19 protein-coding genes are annotated in these 21,642 nt (G+C 72.7%); 6 read left to right on the plus strand and 13 right to left on the minus strand.

Going from position 1 to position 21,642, the window contains the following annotated elements; genetic code table 11:
- Positions 1–16: 16 nt before the first annotated feature.
- Positions 17–733, plus strand: coding sequence for a GntR family transcriptional regulator (locus H4687_RS11935; protein WP_046919734.1), 717 nt, complete (start codon positions 17–19; stop codon positions 731–733).
- A 9-nt stretch (positions 734–742) separates the two neighbouring features.
- Here H4687_RS11935 and pip read toward each other — a convergent pair whose 3' ends face one another.
- Both pip and H4687_RS11945 read right to left on the minus strand, forming a co-directional pair.
- Positions 743–1,702 carry a prolyl aminopeptidase gene (gene pip, locus H4687_RS11940; protein WP_046919733.1) on the minus strand — a complete coding sequence of 320 codons (960 nt, stop codon included), beginning with the start codon at positions 1,700–1,702 and terminating at the stop codon, positions 743–745.
- A 66-nt stretch (positions 1,703–1,768) separates the two neighbouring features.
- On the minus strand, positions 1,769–2,506 hold the full coding sequence (locus H4687_RS11945; RefSeq protein WP_046919732.1) for a uracil-DNA glycosylase: 738 nt from the start codon (positions 2,504–2,506) through the stop codon (positions 1,769–1,771).
- A gap of 75 nt (positions 2,507–2,581) precedes the next feature.
- On the opposite strand from H4687_RS11945, the gene H4687_RS11950 reads away from it, so the two are divergent.
- A complete protein-coding gene (locus H4687_RS11950; RefSeq protein ID WP_046919731.1) occupies positions 2,582–3,106 on the plus strand; it encodes an RNA-binding S4 domain-containing protein in 525 nt (174 codons plus the stop codon).
- 216 nt (positions 3,107–3,322) lie between these two features.
- Here H4687_RS11950 and H4687_RS11955 read toward each other — a convergent pair whose 3' ends face one another.
- The 3 genes from H4687_RS11955 to H4687_RS11965 all read right to left on the minus strand — a co-directional run bounded on the left by H4687_RS11955 (position 3,323) and on the right by H4687_RS11965 (position 5,659).
- A complete protein-coding gene (locus H4687_RS11955; protein ID WP_046919730.1) occupies positions 3,323–3,763 on the minus strand; it encodes a DoxX family protein in 441 nt (146 codons plus the stop codon).
- A gap of 97 nt (positions 3,764–3,860) precedes the next feature.
- Complete coding sequence (locus H4687_RS11960) at positions 3,861–4,550, minus strand: class I SAM-dependent methyltransferase (RefSeq protein WP_097251439.1); 690 nt, start codon at positions 4,548–4,550, stop codon at positions 3,861–3,863.
- 119 nt (positions 4,551–4,669) lie between these two features.
- Complete coding sequence (locus H4687_RS11965; protein WP_046919728.1) at positions 4,670–5,659, minus strand: acyltransferase domain-containing protein; 990 nt, start codon at positions 5,657–5,659, stop codon at positions 4,670–4,672.
- Positions 5,660–5,769: 110 nt separating this feature from the next.
- Here H4687_RS11965 and H4687_RS11970 point away from each other — a divergent pair, with 110 nt between their 5' ends.
- A complete protein-coding gene (locus tag H4687_RS11970) occupies positions 5,770–6,036 on the plus strand; it encodes a DUF6343 family protein (protein ID WP_046919727.1) in 267 nt (88 codons plus the stop codon).
- Between the two features lie 35 nt (positions 6,037–6,071).
- Here H4687_RS11970 and H4687_RS11975 read toward each other — a convergent pair whose 3' ends face one another.
- The 4 genes from H4687_RS11975 to rpsA form a co-directional block, all read right to left on the minus strand.
- Entirely contained in the window at positions 6,072–6,452 is a 381-nt protein-coding gene (locus tag H4687_RS11975) for a tetratricopeptide repeat protein (protein WP_046919726.1), read from the minus strand.
- A gap of 49 nt (positions 6,453–6,501) precedes the next feature.
- Complete coding sequence (coaE, locus tag H4687_RS11980) at positions 6,502–7,131, minus strand: dephospho-CoA kinase (protein WP_046919725.1); 630 nt, start codon at positions 7,129–7,131, stop codon at positions 6,502–6,504.
- Between the two features lie 44 nt (positions 7,132–7,175).
- Positions 7,176–8,114, minus strand: coding sequence for a PAC2 family protein (locus tag H4687_RS11985; RefSeq protein ID WP_046919724.1), 939 nt, complete (start codon positions 8,112–8,114; stop codon positions 7,176–7,178).
- Between the two features lie 337 nt (positions 8,115–8,451).
- On the minus strand, positions 8,452–9,948 hold the full coding sequence (gene rpsA / locus H4687_RS11990; protein WP_013004451.1) for a 30S ribosomal protein S1: 1,497 nt from the start codon (positions 9,946–9,948) through the stop codon (positions 8,452–8,454).
- 315 nt (positions 9,949–10,263) lie between these two features.
- Here rpsA and H4687_RS11995 point away from each other — a divergent pair, with 315 nt between their 5' ends.
- Complete coding sequence (locus H4687_RS11995) at positions 10,264–11,190, plus strand: class I SAM-dependent methyltransferase (protein WP_192781667.1); 927 nt, start codon at positions 10,264–10,266, stop codon at positions 11,188–11,190.
- 106 nt (positions 11,191–11,296) lie between these two features.
- Positions 11,297–13,825 carry an ATP-dependent helicase HrpB gene (gene hrpB / locus H4687_RS12000; protein WP_050399039.1) on the plus strand — a complete coding sequence of 843 codons (2,529 nt, stop codon included), beginning with the start codon at positions 11,297–11,299 and terminating at the stop codon, positions 13,823–13,825.
- Here the strand turns inward: hrpB and H4687_RS12005 are convergent.
- The 3 genes from H4687_RS12005 to H4687_RS12015 all read right to left on the minus strand — a co-directional run bounded on the left by H4687_RS12005 (position 13,815) and on the right by H4687_RS12015 (position 16,930).
- Complete coding sequence (locus H4687_RS12005; protein ID WP_046918981.1) at positions 13,815–14,807, minus strand: DUF3068 domain-containing protein; 993 nt, start codon at positions 14,805–14,807, stop codon at positions 13,815–13,817. The two genes, hrpB and H4687_RS12005, sit on opposite strands and share 11 nt — an antisense overlap.
- A 56-nt stretch (positions 14,808–14,863) precedes the next feature.
- On the minus strand, positions 14,864–14,998 hold the full coding sequence (locus H4687_RS12010; protein ID WP_005478043.1) for an SPW_0924 family protein: 135 nt from the start codon (positions 14,996–14,998) through the stop codon (positions 14,864–14,866).
- Positions 14,999–15,163: 165 nt separating this feature from the next.
- Positions 15,164–16,930: a lytic transglycosylase domain-containing protein gene (locus H4687_RS12015; protein WP_050399040.1), complete on the minus strand. Its 1,767-nt coding sequence runs from the start codon at positions 16,928–16,930 to the stop codon at positions 15,164–15,166.
- A gap of 399 nt (positions 16,931–17,329) precedes the next feature.
- Here H4687_RS12015 and H4687_RS12020 point away from each other — a divergent pair, with 399 nt between their 5' ends.
- Positions 17,330–18,190, plus strand: a complete 861-nt coding sequence (locus tag H4687_RS12020; RefSeq protein WP_046919055.1) for a DUF4184 family protein — start codon at positions 17,330–17,332, stop codon at positions 18,188–18,190.
- 467 nt (positions 18,191–18,657) lie between these two features.
- Here the strand turns inward: H4687_RS12020 and polA are convergent, their stop codons facing one another.
- A complete protein-coding gene (gene polA / locus H4687_RS12025; RefSeq protein ID WP_046919158.1) occupies positions 18,658–21,384 on the minus strand; it encodes a DNA polymerase I in 2,727 nt (908 codons plus the stop codon).
- Positions 21,385–21,642 lie beyond the last annotated feature (258 nt).

Raw genomic sequence — 21,642 nt, forward strand, 5'->3', positions numbered from 1 at the left:
CGGCGAAGATTGCCCCATGAGCTCCCTGGCTCCGGAAGGAGCGAAGATCGAACCCCTGGGCGCGGTACGGGAACGTGTCCTCGGCACCCTGCGGCAGGACATCATCGCCGGACGCCTCCGTCCGGGCGACCGGCTCGTCGAGCGCGAGCTGGCCGACCGCTTCGGGGTCTCGCGGGTCCCGGTCCGGGAGGCGATCCGCGCGCTGGTCGCCGAGGGCTTCGTCCACTTCGAGACCCCGCGCCGCACGGTCGTCCGCCGCCTCACCCCGGCGGACGTGGCGGAACTCTTCGAACTGCGCGAAGCGCTGGAGGTCTACGCCGCCGGGCTCGCCGCCTCCCGCGCCACCCCGGAGTCCCTCGCGGAGCTGTCGGCGCTGCTGGACCGGGCGGCGGAGGCGACCCGCGCCGACGACGCCGAGACGATCACCGACATCAACACCCTCTTCCACGACCGCGTCCTCGCCATGGCCGGCAACAGTCTGCTCATCTCCGTGATGGAGCCGGTCGACGGCCGCCTGCGCTGGCTGACCAGCCAGAACACCGAGTGGCCCCAACTCCTCACCGAGCACCGGGAGCTGTACGACGCCATCGCCTCCGGTGACCCCGCCCGCGCCCGCGCCCACGCCCTCACCCACGTGCGCACCAACTACCGGTCGACGGTGCGGCATCTGTTCGACGGCGACGGCGACGGCGACGGCGACGAGGTGTGCGGCGGCCCGCACGGCAGCCCCTGAAGCGGAGGCTCAGCCCCTGGCGTACCTGTCCGTCGCCGCCACCAGCGCCTCGGCCACGTCCGGAGCGCCCGCGTCGTGCCCCACGTCGTCGACGAGCACCAGCTCGCTGCCGGGCCAGGCGTGGTGCAGGCGCCAGACGATGCCGAGCAGGTTGCCGGGGTCCAGGCTGCCCTGGACGAGGGTGCCGGGGATGCCCTTGAGCAGCGGCGCGTCCCGCAGGACCACACCGTCGCCGCTCCCGTCGAGGAAGTGGCCGTTGCCCCAGTAGTGGGTGACGGTACGGGCGAAGGCGTAGCGGAAGACCGGGTCCTCGTAGCGCGGCACGGAGCGGGGCGGCTGTCCGGCGATGGCCGTCTCCCAGTCGGTCCAGGCCCGCGCGGCCCGTGCCCGCACCGCCTCGTCGGGCGACTCGATCAGCCGGTTGTACGCGGCCGCGAGATTCCCGCCCCGCTCGTCCACGGGCAGTTCGGCGAGGAACCGTTCGAAGGCCTCCGGGAAGTACTGTCCGAGTCCCCTGGTCAGCAGGGCGACTTCGGCGTCGGAGGCCGAGGTGACCCCGGTCAGCACCAGCTCCGTCACGGCCTGTGGATGCGTCTGCGCGTAGCGCAGGCCGAGCGCCGACCCCCACGACACGCCCCATACCAGCCATCGGCCGATCCCCAGATGCCGCCGCAGCAGTTCCAGGTCGGCGATCAGGTGATCGGTCGTGTTGACGGCCATGTCGGTCTCGTACGCGCTCGCCGGCGGCGTCGAACGCCCGCAGCCGCGCTGGTCCAGCAGCACGATCCGGTACGCCTCGGGGTCGAAGAGCCTCGGGAACCAGGCGTTGGCCCGGGATCCCGGCCCGCCGTGCAGCACGACGGCGGGCCTGCCGCGCGGATTCCCGCAGACCTCCCAGTACACGCGGTTGCCGTCGCCGACATCGAGCAGGCCGTGGTCGTACGGTTCGATCTCAGGGTAGAGGGGCATCGCGCGACCCTAACCGGCCCGGGGCACGGTCGGCAGCCGGTTATCTCCCGGCCCCCGACACCGCCGCTACGCCGTGACGGCCAGCCCCGCGGACCTCGCCCCCGTACGCAGGACCTCGCGCAGCATCGCCGGGGTCAGCCGGCCGGTGAAGGTGTTGCGCTGGCTCACATGGAAGCAGCCGTGGAGGTCGAGCCCGTCGAGCGGTACGTGGGTGCCGTGCCCGAAGACGGGTCGCGGCCGGGGTATGTCCCAGCCGGCCTCGGCGAGCGCGGGCAGCGCGGCCTGCCAGCCGAACGCCCCGAGTACGACCACGGCCCGCAGCGTCGGCCGCAGCAGTTCCAACTCCCGCACCAGCCATGGCCGGCACGTGTTCCGCTCCTCGGGAGTCGGCTTGTTCGCGGGCGGCGCGCAGTGCACGGGCGAGGTGATCCGTACGCCGTACAGCTCCAGACCGTCGTCCGCGCCGACCGCCGTACCGCGCGAGGCGAGGCCGAGGTCGTGCAGGGCCGCGTACAGCACGTCGCCCGAGCGGTCGCCGGTGAACATCCGCCCCGTCCGGTTCGCCCCGTGCGCGGCCGGGGCGAGTCCGACGATCAGCAGCGCGGCGTCGGGCGGCCCGAAGCCCGGCACCGGCCGCCCCCAGTACTCCTGGTCGGCGAACGCGGCCCGCTTGGTGCGCGCCACCTCCTCCCGCCACTCGACCAGCCGGGGACAGGCCCGGCACCCGCTGATCCGTGAGTCCAGCGCGGCCAGCCCCACCGCCCCACCACCACCGCTGCCGCCACTGCCACTGCCGCCGCCCATGTCTCCACGGTACGTCCGGTGATCGCCTCCGCTGTGCGGCCTGATCGGGGAGCCACGGGGAGCTAAGGTCGAGGCATGGCTGCTGAAGGTACGCAGGAGCGGACGAGCGGTCCGGACGCCGCGGACAGGGGTGCCCGCGAGTCGGGGACGGCGTCACCGGCGGTCGAGGCCGCCGAGGCCGCCCGTCCGGCGAGCGGTGAGACCGTGCGCGTGGACAGCTGGATCTGGTCCGTCCGCCTGGTCAAGACCCGCTCGATGGGCGCCACCGCCTGCCGGGGCGGGCACGTCCGTGTCAACGACGAACGCGTCAAGCCCGCCCATGCGCTGCGCGTCGGCGACGAGGTGCGGCTGCGCCAGGCCGGGGGCCACGAGCGGATCGTCGTCGTCAAACGGCTGATCCGCAAGCGGGTCGGGGCGCCCGTCGCCGCCGAGTGTTACGTCGACAACTCCCCGCCGCCCCCGCCCCGCGAGGCCACCGCTCCGGCGGGCATCCGTGACCGAGGCACCGGCCGCCCCACCAAACGCGACCGCCGTGACCTGGAGCGCCTCCGGGGCCTGGCCGAGGCCGCGAACGCCGAGCGCCACCGCCGCCCCACGTAGCGCGGACCGGGCCCCCGCGAGCGGCCGTGCGCGCCAACACACCGACAGCGGCACCTGCACCTGCACCTGCACCGGACTGGCACTGGCACTGGCACTGGCAGCCCACGCCATGATGCCCCGGCGCCCCACCCCTGCCGCGGGCATCGCCGAGGGGCTTCCCGACGACCACCGGGAAGCCCCTCGGCGATGCCCGCCGCACAAGCGGGGCCGCGACGCTCACGCCTCCCGTCGCACCCGGCGCACCCACTGCGCCGGCCCGGCCAGGTCCTGACGGCGCGTCCAGGCGATCAGGCCGAGCGGAACCACCAGGATGAGCGGGGTCGCCGCGTACTCCCCGTCGAAGGCGGTGATCTGAGTGATGAACGCCCCCACCATCAGCGCGCCCAGCGACACCGCCGCGACCGAGGCCAACGCAGGGATCAACAGCCCGATGGCACCCGCCAGTTCGAGCGCGCCGATGGTGTACATCCCCGCGCTGCCCCAGCCGAGCGTGTCGAAGGACTCGACGGCCGACGGGTGCGCGATCAGCTTGGGCAGCGCGCTCGCGAACGCGTAGAACAGCGCGAGCACGATCTGCAGAGCGCGCAGCGAGATCCGTGCGCCCTTGCTGCGTGCGGTGCTGGTCGTGCGGGCGGCGGAAGCGGTGGTCTCGGACATGGGATCTCCTGTGTGAAGCGGTTCCGATCGCTGTCACAGAGGTAGACCGGTCCCCTCCCCCGAACTCATCGCCGTCCGCCGGGATTTCCGGCCCGCCTCATCCCGCGGGCACGGCCGGCACCGCCCTCACCCACATCCGGTCCTCCGTCAGATACCGATCGACCGCGAGCCCCGCCTCCCCCAGCGCCTCCTCGAACTGCTCCCTGGTCAGTGGTCGCGCCCGGAACGTCTGGGTCCACTCGCCGTCCGGGAAGAGATACTCCACGAACACCGAGTCGACGCCGTCCCCGACCGGTTCGGCCGAGACCACGCGGACGGTGAAGCCTCGGGGGTCGACCCGCTCCCGGGGCACGTTCGTGTGGTAGTCCTCCCCCTCGCGCTGGATCAGCACGAAGCCGTCGTCCGCGACATGCCGCAGACAGGTCCGGAGGATCCCGCGCCGCACCTCGGGGTCGCCGGTGTGGACGAGGAACGACGCGAGCAGCACGACGTCGAACCTCTCCCCCAGGTCGAGTTCTTCGATCGGGCCGCATATCGTGCGGGCCCCGCGCACCCGCTCCAGCATCGCCGCCGACTCGTCGACGGCAGTGACGGTGAACCCCCGCTCGATCAGGGGGTGGGTCATGCGGCCCACACCGCTGCCCAGTTCGAGAATGCGCGCGCCCGCGGGCGCGACACCCGCGATCACCTCCGGCTCGTCGCCCACCGGCAGGCGCGTGTACAGCTCGACCGCGCAGCCGTCCGGGGTGATCGCGCCGGGTCCGGTCCCCTCGTGTCCTTCACGCATCTGGATGCTCATAACCGTCCAACGGCCGGGCTGACACGGGCCGTTCCGGTCACTCGTCACCCGATGGGGTGAATGTGGGGCCCCGCGTCGGTCGTCGTGCCCGTCCGGCCGGCCGGGTCTCACCAGGCGAACCAGCCGTGCCCGCTGTACCAGTGCCCGCCCGCGCGCAGGTGATCGGCCACGGCCCGTTCGAGGCGCGTCCGGCGGGGCAGTGTCTCCACCGGCAGGTCCGGGTCCCCGAAGACGAAGCGGACCGGCAGGTCGTCCTCGGGTTCGCCGGTGCCGCAGGAGACCCGGAACCGCTCCTGGAAGCGGACGATGTTGGCGTCCGCCGGCAGGTACCGCTTCAGCTGGGGATCCAGCAGCCAGGAGTGGCAGCAGCCCGCCGTGTAGCGCTCCTGGGGGAAGTGCCGGGCGAAGAAGTCGTGGGCGGACCCCAGCGAGCGGTCGCACGCCTGGGGTGTCAGGGGTCCCGCGTAGTCGGGTATGTGCAGGTCGAGGCAGGGCTCCCCGGGCCCCAGCGGCAGGCCCGCCGCCGCCAGGGCGACACCCTCCCGTCCGCTCACGCGGGAGCGCTGGAACTGCAGCCGGCCGAGCTGGAACAGCTCCCCGTGGAAGTGCAGCGCGTACCAGCCCGGCGCGACGAGCCCGCCCACGCCGTAGCGCCGGCGGTGCAGCACCAGCCCGCGGCCGAGGTCCGCGAGGGTGCGCCGGGAGATGTCGTCGGGGATGCCGCGCTCGCGATGGTGGGCGCGCACGTACGGCAGGGCCGCGACGAAGACGAAGACGTGGAAGTAGCGGCCGAGCGGGCCGGACTCCAGGGGCAGCGGGAGGAGTCTCGGGCCCTTGCCGATCTTCCCCATGTCGCGCACGAGACCATCGGCGCACCGTTCGAGCAGCCAGGCCGCCCCCTCGTCGGCGGCCAGTGCGCGGCGGAGCGCGACGAGCTCGTTGATGTCCTCGTAGGGCACGGCGAGGTCCACCAGCACGTCCGGCAGTTCGTCGGCCTCCGGCAGCCGGGCCCGTGTCGCCGGGGGGCTCCCGTCCTCCTCCAGGTCCTTCAGCCAGTCGGCGAGCCTCTCGTCCGCCCGCACCGCGTCCAGCAACACCGTCGTCTCCCCGTTCGCACCGCATCGGTCTCCTGGAGAACGTACGGGGCGGGGAGTACGTTTCCGAGTAGGACGAGGCAGGAGACGACAGGGAACGGAGGGGCGATCCGATGCGTACCGGCAGTGAACCGACGACCGCGCGCAGTCCCCTGCGGATGCGGCTCTGGCTGAGTGTGTGGGGGCTGATCTGGGCGATCGCCGGGACGATGGCCTTCGCTCTGGCCGGCCGTCCCGGCTGGGCGGCCGCCTGCGGGGTGTTGTGGCTGATCGTCACCGTCGACCTGACCATGGTCCTGCGCCACATCCGCCAGGGCCCGCACTACCAGCCGGGCCGGGACGTCCCGCCGTACGAACCTCCGCGCACGCCCCGCCCGTAGGTGTGCGCCCCGGAGAGCGCGGGCGCGCGCGGCCGTCAGGAGTCGAAGCGTGCCGCTTCCAGGTACTGCGGGTTGGGATCGAGGGCCGCGGCGAGCCGGAAGTGACGCTTGGCCTCGTCGTCGCGGGACTGGCGCTGATAGGTGCGGGCGAGGGCGAAGTGCGCGAACGCGTTGTCCGGCTCGCGCTCCAGGACGATGGTGAACTCCAGCTCGGCGGGCCGCAGTTGGGCCGCCGCGAAGAAGGCGCGGGCGCGCAGCAGCCGGGCCGCCGTGTTCTCGGGGTGCTGGGCTATGACGTTGTCGAGCAGCTTGACCGCACCCCGCGGATCGCGCGCGGCGAGCAGTTGCTCGGCGGCGCGGAAGTCGATGACGTGCGTCTCCGGGGTACGTCCGGTGGAACCGCTGGTCTCGGGCACGGCTGAGTCCTTCCCTTGCTGCACGGGTTCAACGCGCCCCCGGACCCGGCTATTCCTGTGTGTGTTCGGATCGTTGCCGGGCCGCGTGGGCCCGCCGGGTGAGATCCGCCCAGACCTCCCGCACCCGCTGCCGGAGGTCCTCCAGCGGTACGTCGTTGTCGATGACGATGTCCGCGATCTCCAGCCGCTTCTCGCGGGTCGCCTGGGCGGCCATACGCGCGCGTGCGTCCTCCTGCGTCATGCCGCGCAGGCGCAGCAGACGGTCGAGCTGGGTCTCGGGGGCCACGTCCACGACGACGACCAGGTCGTACAGCGGGGCGAGGCCGTTCTCGGTGAGCAGGGGGACGTCGTGGACGACGACGGAGTCCTCGGCGGCGGACTCCTCCAGCTCTCTGGAGCGGGCGCCCACCAGGGGGTGCACGATCGTGTTCAGCGCGGCGAGCTTCTCAGGGTCGGCGAAGACGAGGGAGCCCAGCCTGGGCCGGTCGAGGCCGCCGTCCGGCGCGAGCACGCCCTCGCCGAAGGTCTCGACGACCGCCGCGAGTCCGGCGGTGCCCGGGGCGACGACCTCGCGCGCGATGCGGTCCGCGTCGATCAGCACGGCGCCGTGCTCCACGAGCAGCCGCGACACCTCGCTCTTGCCGGCGCCGATACCGCCGGTGAGACCCACTTTCAGCATGCCCGGCAGCTTAGGCCCTGCCGCGGCGGGCGGGCGGGGCGGGCTCAGCCCTCGCCCTCCCGTTCGGCCAGGAACTTCTCGAACTCGCGCCCGATCTCGTCGGCGGAGGGGATGTCGACGGGCTCGGCGAGCATGTTGCCCCGTGTCTCGGCGCCCGCGGCCGCGTCGTACTGGTGCTCCAGGCCCTGGACGAGGGCGACCAGTTCCTCGTCGCCCTCCCGGATCTGCCGGTCGATCTCCGTCTGGGTGCGGTGGGCCTCCGTGCGCAGGGCGTGGGCGACCGAGGGCAGCACCAGGCCGGTGGCGGCCGTGACGGCCTCCAGGACGGTCAGGGCCGCGTCCGGGTAGGGCGAGCGGGCGATGTAGTGCGGTACGTGCGCGGCGACACCCAGCACGTCGTGTCCGGCCTCCATGAGGCGGTACTCGACGAGGGCCTCGGCGCTGCCGGGCACCTGGGCCTCCTCGAAGGGGCTGCGGTGGCCGGGGACCAGCTCCGCCCGGTTGCCGTGCGGGGTGAGGCCGACCGGGCGGGTGTGCGGCACGCCCATGGGGATGCCGTGGAAGTTCACCGAGAGGCGTACGCCGAGGCGCTCCACGATCTGCCGGACGGCGGCCGCGAAGCGCTCCCACTCCACGTCGGGCTCGGGCCCGGACAGCAGCAGGAAGGGGGCTCCGGTGGCGTCCTGGGCGAGCCGCACCTCCAGCGCCGGCTCCTCGTACTCGGTCCAGCGGTCGCGCTTGAACGTCAGCAGCGGGCGGCGGGCCCGGTAGTCCACGAGCCGGTCGTGGTCGAAGCGCGCCACCACCTGGTGGGGAGCCGAGCCAAGGAGCCGTTCGACGATCTGGTCGCCCGTCTCACCCGCGTCGATATATCCGTCGAAGTGGTAGAGCATGACAAGTCCCGCCGATTCCTGGGCGAGTGCCATGTCGACGACGGCCAGGCCCTTCGGCTCCCATGCGTACAAACCCTGCGGATCAAGCACTGTGACCGCTCCTCCTCGTGTTCCTACTCCACAACGCGGATCGGGGGCGGGGCATTCCCGTCGACCCTTCCACGTGTGCGGGGCGCGCCGCTACGGCCGTGGCACGCGCGCGCCGTGGGGCACGGTCCCGCCCGCGCCCCGGAGTTGAGCACGCGCAAGGCGCGGCCGCGGGGCTCGCTCCCCCGCCGTCGACTCCGCGTCCCGGGCACCCGTCGCGGTGTCCGGGCGGGCAACTCCCGGACGGGGCGGTGCACATACACCCCCGGACGCACTTCGGGCCCGCATCCTGGTGGATGCGGGCCCGAGGTGTTATCGGCTAGTGCTCAGCCGTCCGCGTTCAGCTCTGGCCTCCGGCCAGCTTCTCGCGCAGGGCGGCCAGGGCCTCGTCCGAAGCGAGGGCACCGGAGGTGTCCGCACCCTCGGAGGAGTACGAGCCACCACCCGCGGCCGGAGCCGCACCCGCGGCGTCGCCGCCCTCGGCGGCAGCGGCCTCGTCGGCCTCGCGGGACTTGATGACCTGGGCCTGGTGCTGCTCGAAGCGCTGCTGCGCCTCGGCGTACTGGCCCTCCCACACCTCACGCTGGGACTCGAAGCCCTCGAGCCAGTCGTTGGTCTCGGGGTCGAAGCCCTCGGGGTAGATGTAGTTGCCCTGGTCGTCGTAGGACGCGGCCATGCCGTACAGGGTCGGGTCGAACTCGACCGAGGCCGGGTCGGAACCGAAGGACTCGTTGGCCTGCTTCAGCGAGAGGCTGATGCGACGGCGCTCGAGGTCGATGTCGATGACCTTGACGAAGATCTCGTCGTTGACCTGGACGACCTGCTCCGGGATCTCCACGTGGCGCTCGGCCAGCTCGGAGATGTGGACCAGACCCTCGATGCCCTCGTCCACGCGGACGAACGCACCGAACGGAACCAGCTTCGTGACCTTTCCGGGCACGACCTGGCCGATCTGGTGGGTGCGGGCGAACTGCTGCCACGGGTCTTCCTGGGTCGCCTTCAGCGACAGGGAGACGCGCTCGCGGTCCATGTCGACGTCGAGGACCTCGACCGTGACCTCCTGGCCGACCTCGACGACCTCGGAGGGGTGGTCGATGTGCTTCCAGGACAGCTCGGAGACGTGGACCAGACCGTCGACGCCACCCAGGTCCACGAAGGCACCGAAGTTGACGATCGAGGAGACCACGCCGGAGCGGACCTGACCCTTCTGGAGGGTCGTGAGGAACGTCTGACGGACCTCGGACTGGGTCTGCTCCAGCCAGGCACGGCGGGACAGGACCACGTTGTTGCGGTTCTTGTCCAGCTCGATGATCTTCGCCTCGAGCTCCTTGCCCACGTAGGGCTGGAGGTCGCGGACACGGCGCATCTCGACGAGGGAGGCCGGCAGGAAGCCACGGAGGCCGATGTCGAGGATGAGACCACCCTTGACGACCTCGATGACGGTACCGGTGACGATGCCGTCCTCTTCCTTGATCTTCTCGATGGTGCCCCAGGCGCGCTCGTACTGGGCGCGCTTCTTCGAGAGGATCAGGCGGCCTTCCTTGTCCTCCTTCTGGAGAACAAGGGCTTCGATCTCGTCGCCGACCTTGACGACCTCGTTCGGGTCGACGTCGTGCTTGATCGAGAGCTCGCGGCTCGGGATGACACCTTCGGTCTTGTAACCGATGTCGAGCAGGACCTCGTCCCGGTCGACCTTCACGATGACGCCGTCGACGATGTCGCCGTCGTTGAAGTACTTGATCGTCTCGTCGATCGCGGCGAGGAAGGCTTCCTCGTTACCGATGTCGTTGACCGCTACCTGCGGGGTGGTAGAGGTGGTCTCGGTGCTGCTCGTCATGTGGGAAAGGGCTCCGGTACGGACAGTGAGTCGTAGGTACTGCTACGCCGGGAGCCCGTATCGCTCTGAAGAAGCCGGACAGCCTAGGAAGCGCCACTTGAGAAATCCGGTGGCGCCTCGACAACCGAGGGGACATACGACAGATGCGAGCGCAGCCTGCTACGTCTGAGGTGCGCAGGCCCGCAGCGCAACTTGTAGCATACGGGGGCAGCCAGGCAGGGTCAATGCGCGAAGGCGCACACCCGGGGCGGAACGCCGCATACCCGGCACAAAACCTGTCCCGTGAGGCCACGCAGGCCATGGCAGACCCCATTCGTGACACCACCGCAGGGGGTCGCGCCACGCAGGTTACGGAAGAGTACGACGAGGGAGCCGATCATCCAAGAGCCTGAAGTCCACGAGCCCGACGAGGTACGCGGGGCCCACGGGGCCCCCGGCGCGCCGGAGGCCGACGAAGCGGAGGCCACCCGGCGCGAGGCCGGTGTGACGGAGAGTTCCCGGGCCAACCGGGGCTGGTGGGACCGCAACGCCGACGAGTACCAGATCGAGCACGGCACCTTCCTCGGCGACGACCGTTTCGTGTGGGGTCCGGAAGGGCTCGACGAGGTGGAGGCGGAGCTGCTGGGGCCGTCCGAGGAGCTGAAGGGCAAGGACGTCCTGGAGATCGGGGCCGGCGCCGCGCAGTGCGCGCGCTGGCTGGCCGCCCAGGGCGCCCGTCCGGTGGCCCTGGACCTCTCCCACCGCCAGCTCCAGCACGCCCTGCGCATCGGCGGATCGTTCCCGCTGGTGTGCGCCGACGCCGGCGACCTGCCCTTCGCGGACGGTTCCTTCGACCTGGCGTGCTCGGCGTACGGGGCGCTGCCCTTCGTCGCCGACCCGGTGCGGGTGCTGCGGGAGGTCCGTCGTGTCCTGCGTCCCGGCGGCCGTTTCGTCTTCTCGGTGACCCATCCGATCCGCTGGGCGTTCCCCGACGAGCCCGGCCCGGAGGGCCTGTCCGTCTCCGGCTCCTACTTCGACCGCACTCCGTACGTGGAGCAGGACGAGGAGGGCCGGGCCGTGTACGTCGAGCACCACCGCACGATCGGCGACCGCGTCCGGGACGTCGTGGCGGCGGACTTCCGGCTGGTGGACCTGGTCGAGCCGGAGTGGCCCGCCTGGAACACCTCCGAGTGGGGCGGCTGGTCCCCGCTGCGCGGCAACCTGATCCCGGGGTCGGCGATCTTCGTGTGCGAGCGGGACTGAGCGGGGGCGGGTCCGGCGGGTTCCGCGTACCTCTTCCCGCGCGTGCGAGCGGTAGAGAGGCACGCGCGCGTGGAGGGCGTCTCCGGGGGCGTACGACACTGGGGGCGTGATCCGTTACGACGCCCTGGACGCACTGCCCGTGCGCACCGCCCTGCCCGCGCTGGACGACGCCCTGGAGGGGCACGGCGCGGCCGTCCTCGTCGCGCCGCCCGGGACCGGCAAGACGACGCTGGTGCCCCTGGCGCTGGCGGGGCTGCTGGACGGCGGCCCGGCGCGGCGGGTGGTCGTCGCCGAGCCGCGGCGGATCGCGGCGCGGGCGGCGGCGCGGCGGATGGCGTGGCTGCTCGGCGAGAAGGTCGGCGCGAGCGTCGGCTACACCGTGCGCGGCGAGCGGGTCGTCGGGCCACACGCGCGCGTGGAGGTCGTCACGACGGGTGTCCTGCTGCAACGGCTGCAGCGGGACCAGGAGCTGCCGGGCGTCGACGTCGTGGTGCTCGACGAGTGCCATGAGCGGCATCTGGACGCGGACACGGCGGCGGCGTTCCTGCTCGACGTGCGCGAGGCGCTGCGGCCCGGGCTGCGGCTGGTGGCGGCGTCGGCGACGACGGACGCGCAGGGCTGGGCACGGCTGCTGGGCGGGGCGCCGGTGGTCGCGGCGCAGGGCGTCTCGTACCCGGTCGAGGTGGTGTGGGCGCCGCCGCCGCGTCCGGTGCGGCCGCCGCACGGGATGCGGGTGGACCCGGCGGCGCTGACGCATGTGGCGTCGGTGGTGCGGCGGGCGCTGGCCGAGCGGGCGGGGGACGTGCTCTGTTTCCTGCCGGGGGTGGGTGAGATCGCGCGGGTGGCCGGGCAGTTGGCGGGTCTCGGTGACGTGGAGGTGCTCCAGGTGCACGGGCGGGCGCCGGCGGCCGTGCAGGACGCGGTGCTGACGGGCGGGGAGGGGCGCCGGGTGGTCCTCGCGACCTCGGTGGCCGAGTCCTCGCTGACGGTGCCCGGGGTGCGGGTGGTCGTCGACTCCGGGCTCGCGCGGGAGCCGCGTGTCGACCACGCGCGCGGGATCGGCACGCTGACGACGGTGCGGGCCTCGCGGGCGGCCGGACGGCAGCGGGCCGGACGGGCCGGGCGTGAGGCCCCCGGCGCGGTCTACCGGTGCTGGGCCGAGGCCGAGGACGGCCGTCTGCCGGGTTTCCCGTCGCCGGAGATCAAGGTGGCCGACCTGACCGCGTTCGCCCTGCAGGCGGCCTGCTGGGGCGACCCGGACGCCTCCGGGCTCGCGCTCCTGGACCCGCCTCCGAGCGGGGCGATGGCTGCGGCCCGCGACGTCCTCTCCGCGATCGGCGCGGTCTCCCCCACCGGGCACGCCACGGACCGGGGCGCGCGCATGGCCCGGCTCGGCCTGCACCCCCGGCTGGCCCGTGCGCTCCTGGACGCGACGCCGCTGGTGGGGGCGGAGCGGGCCGCCGAGGTCGTCGCGCTGCTGAGCGAGGAGCCCCCGCGGGAGTACGGCGACGATCTCACCGCCGCGCTGCGGACCGCCCGGCGCGGGGGTGACGCCTACGCGGCTCGCTGGCGCACGGAGGTGCGGCGGCTGCGCACCTCGTCGAAGCCCGCGTCGAAGCAGGCGTCGAAGCAGGCGTCCGCGACGTGGGACGCCGGTGCCGGGGAGGAGCGGGGAGTGGGCGTCGTGGCGGCACTGGCGTTTCCGGAGCGGGTGGCGCGGGAGGACAGGGGCGGCTATCTGATGGTCTCCGGGACCCGGGCAGAGGTGGGCGAGGGGTCCGGGTTGCGCGGGGCGCCCTGGATCGCCGTGGCCGTCGCAGACCGGGCGACGGGTGCGGGGCACGCGCGCGTGCGGCTCGGGGCGGCCGTCGACGAGCAGATCGCCCGGGAGGCGGCCGGGAGTCTGTACGGCCGGGGCGAGGAGGTGGCGTGGCGGGGCGGGGATGTCGTCGCCCGGACGGTGGAGCGGCTGGGGGCCGTGGAGCTGGTGGTGCGGCCGTTGCGGGAGGCGGCCCCCGGGCTCGTACGGGAGGCGTTGCTGGAAGGGCTGCGGGCCGAGGGGTTCGGGCTGCTGCGGTGGTCGCAGGACGGCACCCGGTTGCGGGAGCGGCTGGCCTTTCTGCACGGGCGGCTCGGCGCGCCCTGGCCGGATGTCTGCGACGACGCTCTCCACGCGCGCGTGGAGGAGTGGCTGGAGCCCGAGCTGGGGCGGGCCCGGCGGCGGGCGGACCTCGGGCGGATCGACGCCGGGGAGGCGCTGAAGCGGTTGCTGCCGTGGGCCACGGGGGACGCGGTACGGCTGGAGGAGCTGGCGCCCGAGCGGATCGAGGTGCCGAGCGGGTCCCGGATCCGGGTCGACTACGCGCGGCCCGAGCAGCCGGTGCTGGCGGTGAAGCTGCAGGAGATGTTCGGGCTGCGGGAGTCGCCCGTCCTGGCCGGGGTGCCCGTGCTGGTGCATCTGCTGTCCCCCGCCGGGCGGCCCGCCGCCGTCACCGCCGATCTCGCCTCCTTCTGGAAGGACGGGTACCGGGCCGTGCGGGCGGAGTTGCGGGGCCGCTACCCCAGGCATCCGTGGCCGGAGGACCCGGCGACGGCCGAGCCCACCCGGTACACCAACGCGCGGCTCAGGCGTTGACCGGCTCGGACGCCGGGGGCCTGCTGGACGCGGCCGCGCCGGGCCGCCGGCCGCGGGCCTCGACCCACAGGGAGAGGGCGAGGAGCCCGATGCCGAGGGCGAGGAAGCCCCAGGGCAGGTAGGACGTCATGAGCAGGACGAGCAGGCGCTGGGACTTCACCAGGTCGACGGTGTGCTCGATGTAGTCCTCGCGCATCTTCACGTGCCCGGCGAAGGCGGTCACCTTCTCGCGGTCGCCCAGGAGGGTGCCGCCGCGGAGTTCCTCCTTGTGGATCTCCTCGCCGTAGACGGGGGCGCCGGTCACGGGTTCGACCCAGAACTTGCGGACCGTGGTGTACCAGCGGGTCGTGCCCGTCCCGGCGACCGTCTCGCGGGTGATGCCCTTCACGGGCATGACGCGCGGGAAGGGCACCTCGGTCCAGGGGATGGTCTGCTCGAAGTAGTAGACCTCGACGCCCCGGAAGTCCCGGGTGCCCTTGTAGTGGATGGGGGCGGTGATCCGGGCCTGGGCGTCGAAGTACTCGTAGTCCCTCTTCTCCGTGAGGAAGGGCCATTTGAATTCCAGACCCTCCCGTTTCACGGGGTCGCCGTCGACCATCTCGCCCTTGGCGTGCACGGGTTCCTGGGTGTGGGCGTCGAAGATGTAGCGCTCGGGGATCCGGGAGACCATCTCCCCGTCCGGGCCCTGGACATAGGACAGGCCGTCCCAGACGACGACGTCCCGGCCGGTGTTCTTCTCGATGGCCTCGGACGCCTCCACGTCGCCCTTGAGGGTCTGCACGATGGTGACCTTCGGGACCGTGCGGGCGGTCATCGTGGCGTAGTCGAGGAGGGTGGCGTCCTTCGCCTCCAGGACCATGTCCTGGTACTGGTTCGCCGGGATCTTGGCCAGGTGCGGGAAGACGTACCAGCGCACCAGTGGGGACAGGGCGGTGAAGAACACGGCGAGCGCGAGCAGGATCAGGCCGGCCCTACGGCGCATCTCGGCCTCCCTCCCGGACGGTTGTGTGGGCGTGCGGCCACCCTCGGCCGGTGCGGCTACGGATGTGCGGGGACCGTCGTCAGCAACGGCTTCGGTGAGGTCTCGCCCGTCGGTGAGCCGAGCACCGTGATCGTGAACACCAGGGCGAAGGCGAGGGCGAGACCGGTCGCGGCGGCGATCAGGGCGCGCATACGGACCTCCCGACTACGAGCCTCACGACAGAAACTGATAGTTCGTCAGATCCGGCACGGTAGCAACGGCCGGCCGAGATGAGAACACGTCGCGCACACAAACGACGGCGGCGGCGCCCCTCCGGAGAGGGACGCCGCCGCGGCCGTACACGCGGTGGGTGCCGGTCAGGACGCGCCGGGGCTCGGCGTCGCGGCCTCGTCCGATCCGGTCGGCTCGGCCGTGGCGGCGGGCGCCTCCACCTTCAGTTCGAGGGTGAGGGTCGCGCCGCCCTCGGTCTGGATGCGGAGCAGGAACGTGCCGGTGGCGTCGTCCGCGTACAGCTTCGGGAGCTTGAGGGCGCCGCCCGCGTCGGTCTCCAGGGCGAAGGTGCGCACGGGCTCGCCGTCCGCGTCCTCGAAGTAGGGGCCCTTGTCGTTCTCGGTGGCGTCGAGGAGCGAGGTGACGAGGGTCGCCGTGGCGGCGACCCTGTCCGCGATCTCGCCCCGGTAGGTGGCCTTCACCTCGATCTGTTCCGCGAACTCGCCGCCCGCGACGCAGGTCAGCGCGGTGGTGCCGACGCGGGTGAGGGTGTCGGCCCGACGGGCGGTGACGGTCGCCTTGTGGTCCAGGGCGGCCACGGCGCGGCCCACGACGGTGGTGCGGATCGTGAGGTCGCCGGTCTTCTCACCGGCCACGAGCGCGGGAGCGGTGGCCTTGCCCGTGCTGTCGGTGAGGACGGTCGCGACCTTCTCGCCGCCGGTGAAGGTGGTGTCCGTGCCGCCGACGACGGTGAAGCGGACCCGCACCTTCGCCACGGCCTTGCCCGCCTTGGTCTCCGTGCGGGCGGCGAGCTTGCCGGTGAAGGTGTCGCCGGCCATCGCGGTGAGGCTCGCCGCGCCCGCGTTCTCCAGGTGGTGCACCGAGTCGGTGGGCGTCCCCGGCGGCGTGGGCGGGTTGGTGGTGGGCGGGGGCGGGGTGGTGCCGCTGCCCGGCTCGCTCGGGTTCGGCTCGGGCGTCTTCGGCGGCGTGGGCCTGGGCCTCGGCGTGGAGCCACCGTTGTTGTTGCCGTTGCCGGTGTTGTTGCCGGTCCCCGTGCCCGTGTTGCCGCCGGTGCCTGTGTCGTTGCCGGGGCCGCTCGGCGTCTGGGGCAGGGAGCCGGTGCCGTCCGGGATCTCGTGGGTGCCCTTGCGGTAGTGCGCCAGCCACGACATGACGGTGTTGTAGTACTCCGTCGAGTTGTTGTAGCTGAGGATCGCGCTGCGCAGGTTCGCGTCGTTCGACAGGTCCCAGTCGAAGCGGCACAGGTAGTGGCCGGCGGCGAGGGCGGCGTCGTAGACGTTGTTGGGGTCCTCGGCGCCGTCGGCGTTGCCGTCGCGGCCCGCCCACTTCCAGGTGGACGGGATGAACTGCATGGGGCCGACCGCGCGGTCGTGCGTGCTGTCGTCGTCGTACACGCCGTTGTCGGTGTCGCTGATGTTGGCGAAGCCGTTGCCGTTGAGCGGGGGGCCGAGGATCTTCTTGCCGATCGTGGTGCCCTCGGCGTCGACACGGCCGCCACTGGCCTGGCCGGACTCCACCTTGCCGATGGCGGCGAGGAGTTGCCAGGGCAGGTTGCAGCCGGGCTTGGACTCGCGCAGGGAGGCCTCGGCCTTCTTGTACGCGTCGAGGACGGTCGCGGGTATGCCGCTCTCGGAGGCGCCGGTCGTGCCCGGACCCGTGGTCGGGGTGGGGCTGTTGAGGGGCGGCAGGTCCGTGTAGTACCGCGAGTTGCCCGAAGCGGTCTCGTCGGCCTGGGTGCTCATCTCCGGCGAGGGCGAGCCCGCGGTCTGTCTGCCCGCACCGTCGGTGGTCACGCCCGGGGCCTGGGAGGCGGCGAGCGCCGCCACCGTGGCCGCGGCCAGGGCGGTCGTGGCCGCCCCCTTGCGGAGCCTCAAACCGAACTGCGCCGCCATTGAGCGAACCCCTCCCCGGTGGTCGAACGCGTCAACGTTCATTCCGCTTACTGCCGTGTACTACCGCTTCTTGACGTCTCGGGCGTTATTTCCGGTTTCGGCGAACCGGCTTTCCCGCACAGGTACACCGACTCCGGAGTTCCGGTCTTGGTTGCCCTGTCCCGGCATTCCTTTTCCAGAACTCCGGCGGCCAACCCACCGACCGGGGCGACGACCCAGGCGACCCTACGACAACTCGCGTCGCCCGGACACCCGTTCGCGCCCGATATTCACCGATTGGCCATATCGATTCACTGTCACGCGGGCGCCCTTCGGACGGGCGGGGACAGGTCACGCATACTGGCCACCGGTCATCGCCGGGCCGACACGTCCGGCCAAAGTCCGTCACAGGGGGACGACTTGCCCTTCACGCTCAGCCACGCGGCCGCCGTGCTGCCCGCCCTGCGGGCGAACGGGACCGGGCGCGGGCCCCTGGTGCCGTCGGTCCTCGTCGCCGGTTCGCTCGCGCCCGACATGACCTACTACGTGGCGAGCGTGCTGCCGGAGGCCATGGAGTTCGGCGACGTCACGCACTCATTCACCGGGGTGTTCACCGTCGACGTCCTCGTCACCTGGGCGCTGGTCGGACTGTGGCTGCTGCTCCGCGAGCCGCTGGTCGCGCTGCTGCCGAGGGGACGGCAGGGGCGGGTGGCCGCGCTGGTGCGCTGCGGGGCGGGAACGCGGCCGTTCAGCCTCTCGTCGGCCCTGTGGTGGTACGTCTGCGCCGCCCTCGGCTCGCTGACCCATGTCGTGTGGGACGCGTTCACCCACCTCGACCGGTGGGGGATGCGGCTGCTGCCCGTCCTCGGCGAGGAGATCGCGGGCTCGCCGCTCTACTGGTACCTCCAGTACGGCGGCTCCGCGGTCGCGGCGGTCGTGATCGCTCTCTTCGTCGTGGTGGCCCTGCGCCGGCAGCCCTCGGTCGAACCCGTGGGCGTGCCCGTGCTCTCCGCGGCCGACCGGTGGGTGGCGGGCGCCGTCATCGGGGGCTGCGCGCTGGTCGCGGCCGTGCAGCGGGTGGCCCGCTGGTGGGCGCACTGGGGGTCGGTCGCCAAGCCGTACGAGGTGATCCCGACCGTGTGCTTCGGGGCGGGCGCCGGGCTCGTGGCCGGCGTACTCCTCTACGGCGTCGGCGTCAGGGCGCGGCGCCCGGCTCCCGCCGCTGCGGCGCCCGCGGTGGACGCGGAGGACGCGGAGGCGGACAGCTCGGTCCGCCGCTGACCGCCGGACGCCGAGCCGGGGTGCCGCTGGGGAAGCGGGGCCTGGCGGCGCGGGCGGCGTACGGGGGGACGTGCCCGAGGAGGGCCGCCAGGGGGTGGGTCAGCGGCCAGGGGTAGAGGCTGTGCGGCCGCCGGACGCGTGGGCGGGCCCAGGGGGCCCGGGTGAGGCGGGTTCGCACCCCTGACAGGCGGGTGGCAGCTGTCGCTGTACGGCGGCGGAGCGTGCGTATGCCCATGCGGGCATCCTTACGGCTGGGCGCTGCCGGGGGCGTCCTGGTGTGGGCCGGACGGGTGATCACCGGGGCGGTTCTCGGGGGCGGGTTCCGTCGCCGGGCGCGGGCCCATCGGTGCGGTTCCGTCGACGAGTGCGGGGCCGGTGGGGGCTTGTCGCGCAGTTCCCCGCGCCCCTGGAAGGCAGGGGCTGCGCCCCGTGCCTTCCAGAGGGGGCGCGAAGCCCGGCCGTGGCCGCTAGTGGGCCGCCGACTCCCAGTCCGGGCCGTGGCCCACCGAGACGTCCAGCGGGGCCCTCAGGTGGACCGCGTCGGCCATCTCGTGGCGCAGGAGCTGCTCGACGCGGTCGCGTTCGCCGGGGGCGATCTCCAGGACGATTTCGTCGTGGACCTGCAGGAGCATGCGGGAGGCGAGACCGGCCTCGTCCAGGGCGCGGCCGACGTTCAGCATGGCGATCTTGACGATGTCGGCGGCGGTGCCCTGGATCGGGGCGTTGAGGGCCATCCGCTCGGCGGCCTCGCGACGCTGCCGGTTGTCGCTGTTGAGGTCGGGCAGATACCGCCGGCGCCCGAACAGCGTCGCCGTGTAGCCCGTCGCCCGCGCCTCGTCCACGACCCTGCGCAGATAGTCCCGTACGCCGCCGAAGCGCTCGAAGTACGCGTCGATCAGGGCGCGCGCCTCACCCGCCTCGATGTTCAGCTGCTGGGAGAGGCCGAACGCGGACAGCCCGTAGGCCAGGCCGTACGACATCGCCTTGATCTTGCGGCGCATCTCCGCGTCCACCGCCGACTGCTCCACCCCGAAGACCTGCGCGGCCGCCGTGGTGTGCAGGTCCTCGCCGGAGGTGAACGCCTCGATCAGGCCCTCATCCTCGGACAGGTGTGCCATTACCCGCAGTTCGATCTGGCTGTAGTCCGCCGTCATCAGGGACTCGAAGCCCTCGCCCACGACGAAGCCGCGCCGGATGGCCCGGCCCTCGTCGGTGCGGACCGGGATGTTCTGGAGGTTCGGGTCCACGGACGACAGGCGGCCCGTGGCGGCGACCGTCTGGTTGAACGTGGTGTGGATGCGGCCGTCCGCCGCGACGGTCTTGATCAGACCCTCGACCGTGACGCGCAGCTTCGCCTGCTCACGGTGGCGGAGCATGATCACCGGCAGTTCGTTGTCCGTCTGGCCGGCGAGCCACGCCAGGGCGTCCGCGTCCGTGGTGTAGCCCGTCTTCGTCCGCTTGGTCCTGGGCAGGCCCAGCTCGCCGAAGAGGACTTCCTGGAGCTGCTTGGGCGAGCCCAGGTTGAACTCGTGCCCCGCCGCCGCGTGCGCCTCCTTCACCGCCTGTTGCACGGCGCCCGCGAACATCTGCTCCATGGCCTCCAGGTGGGCCCGGTCCGCCGCGATGCCGTGGCGTTCCATCCGGGCCAGGAGCGCGGAGGTGGGCAGCTCCACGTCCCGCAGGAGGTCGGCCGCGCCGACCTCCTCCAGACGCTCGCCGAACGCCACGCCGAGGTCGAGGATCGCGCGGGCCTGCACCATCAGCGCGTCGGCCTCGGCGCCCTCGTCCGCCCCGAAGGCCAGCTGACCGTCGGCCGTGGCGGCGGGGGCCAGCTCGCGGCCCAGGTACTCCAGGGTGAGCGCGTCCAGGTCGAAGGAGCGGCGGCCCGGCTTGACGAGGTACGCGGCGAGGGCGGTGTCCATGCCGACGCCCTCGACGGTCCAGCCGTGCTCGGCGAAGACCCGCATCGCGGCCTTGGCGTTGTGGAACACCTTCGGCTTGGCGGTGTCGGCGAGCCAGGCCGCCCACGCGGTCTCGTCCGCCTCGTCCAGCTCGGTCGGGTCGAACCAGGCGGCCGCTCCCCCGGCCACGGCGAGCGCGATCTCGGCCACCGAGCCCGCGCCGAGCGCCCAGGTGTCGACGGTGGCGACGCCGAGGATCTCCGTGCCGTGCTCGGCGAGCCAGGGGGCCACCTCGCCGGAGCCGAGGACCGTGCCGTCCACCTCGACGCCGGGGGCGGCCGGCTGACCGGCGTCCGCCTCCTCGGCACCCGGGTCGACGGCCAGCAGACGCTCGCGCAGCGACGGGTTGCGGATCTCCAGGGTGTCCAGGACCATCGCGACGGCCTTGCGGTCGTACGCGGCGCGCTCCAGGTCGGCGACGCCCTTGGGCAGTTCGACGGTGCGCACCATCTCGGTGAGGCGGCGGTTGAGCTTGACGGCCTCCAGGTGGTCGCGGAGGTTCTGCCCGGCCTTGCCCTTGACCTCCTCCACGCGCTCGACGAGATCCGCGAACGAACCGAACTGGTTGATCCACTTCGCGGCGGTCTTCTCGCCGACGCCGGGGATGCCGGGGAGGTTGTCGGACGGGTCGCCGCGCAGGGCCGCGAAGTCCGGGTACTGGGCCGGGGTGAGGCCGTACTTCTCGAACACCTTCTCCGGGGTGAACCGGGTCAGCTCCGAGACACCCTTCGTCGGGTAGAGCACGGTGGTGTGCTCGCTGACGAGCTGGAAGGAGTCGCGGTCGCCGGTGACGATGAGGACCTCGAAGCCCTCCGCCTCGGCCTGGGTGGCGAGGGTGGCGATGATGTCGTCGGCCTCGAAGCCGTCGACGGCGAAGCGGACGGCGTGCATCGCGTCGAGCAGCTCACCGAGCAGTTCGACCTGGCCCTTGAACTCGTCGGGTGTCTTCGAGCGGTTCGCCTTGTACTCGGTGAACTCCTCGGAGCGCCAGGTCTTGCGGGAGACGTCGAACGCGACCGCGAAGTGGGTGGGGGCCTCGTCGCGCAGCGTGTTCGCCAGCATCGACGCGAAGCCGTAGATGGCGTTGGTCGGCTGGCCCGTCGCCGTCGTGAAGTTCTCCGCGGGCAGCGCGAAGAACGCGCGATAGGCCAGCGAGTGCCCGTCCATGAGCATGAGCCGCGGACGGCTGCCGCCGGGGGTGCTGTCGGTCTTCTTCGATCCAGTCTCTGCCACGAACCCGATCCTGCCATGTACCACTGACAGCCGGACCCCAGGGACGTGACGGGGGGGCCGCTCCGGGCGAGGACGACCGGTTCGGCACGGGGGGATGTGGCCGGTCGCGCACTGCCGGCCCGGCGGCCGGCCCCCGCCCTCGGCGGTGCCGAGGGCGGGGGCCGGGGCGACCCGGTGCGCCGCGTGCTCGCAGCCGTACGCCCTTACGCCCTCACACCCTTACGCCGAGGACACCTTGAGCACCCTCGGGCGCCGCCC

This window comes from Streptomyces stelliscabiei, from assembly GCF_014873495.1.
Lineage (GTDB): Bacteria > Actinomycetota > Actinomycetes > Streptomycetales > Streptomycetaceae > Streptomyces > Streptomyces bottropensis.